We start from the raw sequence: 5,532 nt of genomic DNA, 5'->3' as shown, positions 1-5,532 counted from the left end.
AACGGTTCGATCTTCTCGGTCGAAAGCGGAGAAAAAGAGGTGTTGACAGCAGCGTGTAACGCTGTAGAATTCGCCTCCCGCTAACGAGAGATCGGAAGCGCAAGTGGTTGAAGTTGTTGAAGAAATTTTCGAAAGCTTCTGAAAATAATCACTTGACAGCAAATGAGGCTGCTGTAGAATGCGCGCCTCGGTTGAGACGAAAGATCTTAACCAACCGCTCTTTAACAACTGAATCAAGCAATTCGTGTGGGTGCTTGTGGAGTCAGACTGATAGTCAACAAGATTATCAGCATCACAAGTTACTCCGCGAGAAATCAAAGATGTAACCAACGATTGCTGAGCCAAGTTTAGGGTTTCTTAAAAACCCAAAGATGTTTGAACTGAAGAGTTTGATCATGGCTCAGATTGAACGCTGGCGGCAGGCCTAACACATGCAAGTCGAGCGGATGAAGGGAGCTTGCTCCTGGATTCAGCGGCGGACGGGTGAGTAATGCCTAGGAATCTGCCTGGTAGTGGGGGACAACGTTTCGAAAGGAACGCTAATACCGCATACGTCCTACGGGAGAAAGCAGGGGACCTTCGGGCCTTGCGCTATCAGATGAGCCTAGGTCGGATTAGCTAGTTGGTGAGGTAATGGCTCACCAAGGCGACGATCCGTAACTGGTCTGAGAGGATGATCAGTCACACTGGAACTGAGACACGGTCCAGACTCCTACGGGAGGCAGCAGTGGGGAATATTGGACAATGGGCGAAAGCCTGATCCAGCCATGCCGCGTGTGTGAAGAAGGTCTTCGGATTGTAAAGCACTTTAAGTTGGGAGGAAGGGTTGTAGATTAATACTCTGCAATTTTGACGTTACCGACAGAATAAGCACCGGCTAACTCTGTGCCAGCAGCCGCGGTAATACAGAGGGTGCAAGCGTTAATCGGAATTACTGGGCGTAAAGCGCGCGTAGGTGGTTCGTTAAGTTGGATGTGAAATCCCCGGGCTCAACCTGGGAACTGCATCCAAAACTGGCGAGCTAGAGTATGGTAGAGGGTGGTGGAATTTCCTGTGTAGCGGTGAAATGCGTAGATATAGGAAGGAACACCAGTGGCGAAGGCGACCACCTGGACTGATACTGACACTGAGGTGCGAAAGCGTGGGGAGCAAACAGGATTAGATACCCTGGTAGTCCACGCCGTAAACGATGTCAACTAGCCGTTGGGAGCCTTGAGCTCTTAGTGGCGCAGCTAACGCATTAAGTTGACCGCCTGGGGAGTACGGCCGCAAGGTTAAAACTCAAATGAATTGACGGGGGCCCGCACAAGCGGTGGAGCATGTGGTTTAATTCGAAGCAACGCGAAGAACCTTACCAGGCCTTGACATCCAATGAACTTTCCAGAGATGGATTGGTGCCTTCGGGAACATTGAGACAGGTGCTGCATGGCTGTCGTCAGCTCGTGTCGTGAGATGTTGGGTTAAGTCCCGTAACGAGCGCAACCCTTGTCCTTAGTTACCAGCACGTAATGGTGGGCACTCTAAGGAGACTGCCGGTGACAAACCGGAGGAAGGTGGGGATGACGTCAAGTCATCATGGCCCTTACGGCCTGGGCTACACACGTGCTACAATGGTCGGTACAAAGGGTTGCCAAGCCGCGAGGTGGAGCTAATCCCATAAAACCGATCGTAGTCCGGATCGCAGTCTGCAACTCGACTGCGTGAAGTCGGAATCGCTAGTAATCGCGAATCAGAATGTCGCGGTGAATACGTTCCCGGGCCTTGTACACACCGCCCGTCACACCATGGGAGTGGGTTGCACCAGAAGTAGCTAGTCTAACCTTCGGGAGGACGGTTACCACGGTGTGATTCATGACTGGGGTGAAGTCGTAACAAGGTAGCCGTAGGGGAACCTGCGGCTGGATCACCTCCTTAATCGACGACATCAGCTGCTCCATAAGTTCCCACACGAATTGCTTGATTCATTGAAGAAGACGAAAGAAGCAGCCCGAAATTGGGTCTGTAGCTCAGTTGGTTAGAGCGCACCCCTGATAAGGGTGAGGTCGGCAGTTCGAATCTGCCCAGACCCACCAATTTTGTTATGGGGCCATAGCTCAGCTGGGAGAGCGCCTGCCTTGCACGCAGGAGGTCAGCGGTTCGATCCCGCTTGGCTCCACCATAAACTGCTTCGAAAGTTTGAGAGTTTAGAAATGAATATTCGAACTGAATATTGATTTCTAGTCTTTTGATTAGATCGTTCTTTAAAAATTTGGGTATGTGATAGAAAGATAGACTGAGATCCACTTTCACTGGTGGTGATCAGGCTAAGGTAAAATTTGTGAGTTCTCTTAGTTGAGAAATTCGAATTTTCGGCGAATGTCGTCTTCACAGTATAACCAGATTGCTTGGGGTTATATGGTCAAGTGAAGAAGCGCATACGGTGGATGCCTTGGCAGTCAGAGGCGATGAAAGACGTGGTAGCCTGCGAAAAGCTTCGGGGAGTCGGCAAACAGACTTTGATCCGGAGATGTCTGAATGGGGGAACCCAGCCATCATAAGATGGTTATCTTGTACTGAATACATAGGTGCAAGAGGCGAACCAGGGGAACTGAAACATCTAAGTACCCTGAGGAAAAGAAATCAACCGAGATTCCCTTAGTAGTGGCGAGCGAACGGGGACTAGCCCTTAAGTGGCTTTGAGATTAGCGGAACGCTCTGGAAAGTGCGGCCATAGTGGGTGATAGCCCTGTACGCGAAAGTCTCTTAGTCATGAAATCGAGTAGGACGGAGCACGAGAAACTTTGTCTGAATATGGGGGGACCATCCTCCAAGGCTAAATACTACTGACTGACCGATAGTGAACTAGTACCGTGAGGGAAAGGCGAAAAGAACCCCGGAGAGGGGAGTGAAATAGATCCTGAAACCGTATGCGTACAAGCAGTGGGAGCAGACTTTGTTCTGTGACTGCGTACCTTTTGTATAATGGGTCAGCGACTTATTTTCAGTGGCGAGCTTAACCGAATAGGGGAGGCGTAGCGAAAGCGAGTCTTAATAGGGCGTCTAGTCGCTGGGAATAGACCCGAAACCGGGCGATCTATCCATGGGCAGGTTGAAGGTTAGGTAACACTGACTGGAGGACCGAACCGACTACCGTTGAAAAGTTAGCGGATGACCTGTGGATCGGAGTGAAAGGCTAATCAAGCTCGGAGATAGCTGGTTCTCCTCGAAAGCTATTTAGGTAGCGCCTCATGTATCACTGTAGGGGGTAGAGCACTGTTTCGGCTAGGGGGTCATCCCGACTTACCAAACCGATGCAAACTCCGAATACCTACAAGTGCCGAGCATGGGAGACACACGGCGGGTGCTAACGTCCGTCGTGAAAAGGGAAACAACCCAGACCGTCAGCTAAGGTCCCAAAGTTATGGTTAAGTGGGAAACGATGTGGGAAGGCTTAGACAGCTAGGAGGTTGGCTTAGAAGCAGCCACCCTTTAAAGAAAGCGTAATAGCTCACTAGTCGAGTCGGCCTGCGCGGAAGATGTAACGGGGCTCAAACCATACACCGAAGCTACGGGTATCACGTAAGTGATGCGGTAGAGGAGCGTTCTGTAAGCCTGTGAAGGTGAGTTGAGAAGCTTGCTGGAGGTATCAGAAGTGCGAATGCTGACATGAGTAACGACAATGGGTGTGAAAAACACCCACGCCGAAAGACCAAGGTTTCCTGCGCAACGTTAATCGACGCAGGGTTAGTCGGTCCCTAAGGCGAGGCTGAAAAGCGTAGTCGATGGAAAACAGGTTAATATTCCTGTACTTCTGGTTATTGCGATGGAGGGACGGAGAAGGCTAGGCCAGCTTGGCGTTGGTTGTCCAAGTTTAAGGTGGTAGGCTGAGATCTTAGGTAAATCCGGGATCTTAAGGCCGAGAGCTGATGACGAGTTGCCTTTAGGCGACGAAGTGGTTGATGCCATGCTTCCAAGAAAAGCTTCTAAGCTTCAGATAACCAGGAACCGTACCCCAAACCGACACAGGTGGTTGGGTAGAGAATACCAAGGCGCTTGAGAGAACTCGGGTGAAGGAACTAGGCAAAATGGCACCGTAACTTCGGGAGAAGGTGCGCCGGTGAGGGTGAAGCACTTGCTGCGTAAGCCCACGCCGGTCGAAGATACCAGGCCGCTGCGACTGTTTATTAAAAACACAGCACTCTGCAAACACGAAAGTGGACGTATAGGGTGTGACGCCTGCCCGGTGCCGGAAGGTTAATTGATGGGGTTAGCTAACGCGAAGCTCTTGATCGAAGCCCCGGTAAACGGCGGCCGTAACTATAACGGTCCTAAGGTAGCGAAATTCCTTGTCGGGTAAGTTCCGACCTGCACGAATGGCGTAACGATGGCGGCGCTGTCTCCACCCGAGACTCAGTGAAATTGAAATCGCTGTGAAGATGCAGTGTATCCGCGGCTAGACGGAAAGACCCCGTGAACCTTTACTATAGCTTTGCACTGGACTTTGAATTTGCTTGTGTAGGATAGGTGGGAGGCTTTGAAGCGTGGACGCCAGTTCGCGTGGAGCCATCCTTGAAATACCACCCTGGCAACTTTGAGGTTCTAACTCAGGTCCGTTATCCGGATCGAGGACAGTGTATGGTGGGTAGTTTGACTGGGGCGGTCTCCTCCTAAAGAGTAACGGAGGAGTACGAAGGTGCGCTCAGACCGGTCGGAAATCGGTCGTAGAGTATAAAGGCAAAAGCGCGCTTGACTGCGAGACAGACACGTCGAGCAGGTACGAAAGTAGGTCTTAGTGATCCGGTGGTTCTGTATGGAAGGGCCATCGCTCAACGGATAAAAGGTACTCCGGGGATAACAGGCTGATACCGCCCAAGAGTTCATATCGACGGCGGTGTTTGGCACCTCGATGTCGGCTCATCACATCCTGGGGCTGAAGCCGGTCCCAAGGGTATGGCTGTTCGCCATTTAAAGTGGTACGCGAGCTGGGTTTAGAACGTCGTGAGACAGTTCGGTCCCTATCTGCCGTGGACGTTTGAGATTTGAGAGGGGCTGCTCCTAGTACGAGAGGACCGGAGTGGACGAACCTCTGGTGTTCCGGTTGTCACGCCAGTGGCATTGCCGGGTAGCTATGTTCGGGAAAGATAACCGCTGAAAGCATCTAAGCGGGAAACTTGCCTCAAGATGAGATCTCACTGGAACCTTGAGTTCCCTGAAGGGCCGTCGAAGACTACGACGTTGATAGGTTGGGTGTGTAAGCGCTGTGAGGCGTTGAGCTAACCAATACTAATTGCCCGTGAGGCTTGACCATATAACACCCAAGCAATTTGAGTCGAAAGGCCAGATTGCGGTGTGTGAAGACGAAAATGAACCGAAAGTTCGACGCTCACAAAACACCGACAGCTGTCACATACCCAATTTGCTGAAGCGAGGCCCTCTGGCCACGACTCAGTACCCGAATTTCTTGACGACCATAGAGCGTTGGAACCACCTGATCCCATCCCGAACTCAGAAGTGAAACGATGCATCGCCGATGGTAGTGTGGGGTTTCCCCAT

The 5,532-nt window shown here is 51.3% G+C and carries 2 tRNA genes and 3 rRNA genes; all 5 read left to right on the top strand.

Annotation, left to right across the window (positions count from 1 at the left end):
- Positions 1-377: 377 nt before the first annotated feature.
- Positions 378-1,914 (top strand): 16S ribosomal RNA (locus CAF74_RS28840).
- Between the two features lie 81 nt (positions 1,915-1,995).
- Positions 1,996-2,072 (top strand) — tRNA-Ile (locus CAF74_RS28835).
- Positions 2,073-2,082: 10 nt separating this feature from the next.
- Positions 2,083-2,158 (top strand) — tRNA-Ala (locus CAF74_RS28830).
- A 238-nt stretch (positions 2,159-2,396) separates the two neighbouring features.
- Positions 2,397-5,287, top strand: a 23S ribosomal RNA gene (locus CAF74_RS28825).
- 152 nt (positions 5,288-5,439) lie between these two features.
- Positions 5,440-5,532: ribosomal RNA gene (gene rrf / locus CAF74_RS28820) — 5S ribosomal RNA — on the top strand; the annotation flags it as partial.

It is taken from the genome of Pseudomonas sp. R45(2017) (genome assembly GCF_002112305.1).
GTDB classification, from domain to species: domain Bacteria; phylum Pseudomonadota; class Gammaproteobacteria; order Pseudomonadales; family Pseudomonadaceae; genus Aquipseudomonas; species Aquipseudomonas paraglycinae.
The sequence above is the reverse complement of the archived record's forward strand: the minus strand, read 5'-3'. Positions and strand labels throughout refer to the sequence as shown.